The organism is Actinomyces sp. oral taxon 170 str. F0386, assembly GCF_000195595.1.
Taxonomy (GTDB): domain Bacteria; phylum Actinomycetota; class Actinomycetes; order Actinomycetales; family Actinomycetaceae; genus Actinomyces.
In genome coordinates this window covers 1-1379 of the sequence record NZ_GL882510.1, presented here as the reverse complement: position 1 = coordinate 1379, position 1379 = coordinate 1, and the positions used below count along the sequence as shown (strand labels likewise).

The 1379-nt window shown below is 53.5% G+C and carries 1 protein-coding gene; it reads left to right on the top strand.

What is annotated here, in order from left to right; genetic code table 11:
• Window positions 1-588 precede the first annotated feature (588 nt).
• A complete protein-coding gene (locus HMPREF9056_RS13980; RefSeq protein WP_157184967.1) occupies window positions 589-924 on the top strand; it encodes a hypothetical protein in 336 nt (111 codons plus the stop codon).
• Window positions 925-1379 lie beyond the last annotated feature (455 nt).

Below are 1379 nucleotides of genomic sequence, written 5' to 3'. Positions count from 1 at the left end.
ATGGCGCCAATACGTCCGAAACGCACGCAGACTCGCCCGAGACGAAACCGGCGCAGCCAGCACCTCCATGTAGCACCCACGCAACAGTTTGCGTGCTGATGACGTCGAAAGCAGTTCCAGCACAGAGCGCACCGCGAGGCAGAATATTATACAGCCGACGACGGCGAAGGGAGGAACCAACTACCCAACGACACCGCCAGGAACACCGGATCAACGAAGACAAGTGCTAACCGCACCGAGGCTGCTGCGACTGACAAAAAGGGACTGACGACACCAGTCGTTCCGCTACGTCGAGCTCCGATAAAGTTGGAACTAGACCACATACAGATAGTCCACTGTCAGAAGTGCAGAGCATACGAGGACATCCAGCTGACGACGTCCTTGACGCAATTCCCGACGACTGGACCGTCGACATCCCCAAAAGGATCCTGACGGAATTCGACTTCAAAACCCTCACCGTAATGGCGAACAGATAATTTACGAACCAGGCAAACCCCAGGCCAAAGATCCTCTACACTCGAGTCCTTACCTTCGAGTTTCAGAGGGCGGCAAAGTTTATCGAATCCCACTGGAAGGGAATTCAGCATTATGATTGATCCAGCTACAGCAGAAGTGCTCTTCATGGGGACGGAAGCCGAGACGAGTGGCCTTGAGGCTTTCAACTCCATCAAGGACGAGGAGAGCCTGGATAACGACACGGCCGCCGCCAGAACAATCAGCATTCTCACACAATTACTTAACAGCAGAATGATTGAAATATGGCTAGGAGATCCTAAATCGCGCGATCCTATATGTCGACCCAACGACCCCGTAGAGGCTACAATTATTACAAAACAAAGGATTCTGACAATGGATGAGCCGGACGGCAGAATGTTGGTGTACATCACCACTGATACAGGAGAGAACCTCCTCAAAAATTCATAAAAATCCAGGTCAGCCTTCTTGAAATACGAAATCGCGATCACGTCGATGGACAGAGACCTCCAATGAAAGATTATTCAGGACATAACTATAAGACCCCACGCCGAGAGATAATTATAGTAGTTTACGATAATGTGCTCAAGGGCCGCCAATAGTTGCCCTTGAGAACCGCCCAGATCTTCGATATGAGCACTACCTGCTGGACGGCACATCTAGTCTGGTTGATATTGCGGCTTACGTTCACGGCGACGGCGGCGATCCCTTGAAAGCTCTTCGCGTTTGAGGGCTGTGGTTGGCGGGGCTTCTTGATGCGCTGGGGGCGGCGTGGGAGTCTTTGAGCTGGGAGCAGAAGCTCGGGCTGATGCTCTTCGCCGGGGCCATGATCCTGTTGTCCGGGGGCACGCTCGGTCTGGCCTTCGAGGTCGGCATGGGCGTGGCCACCGTGCTCGGCTCCGCCC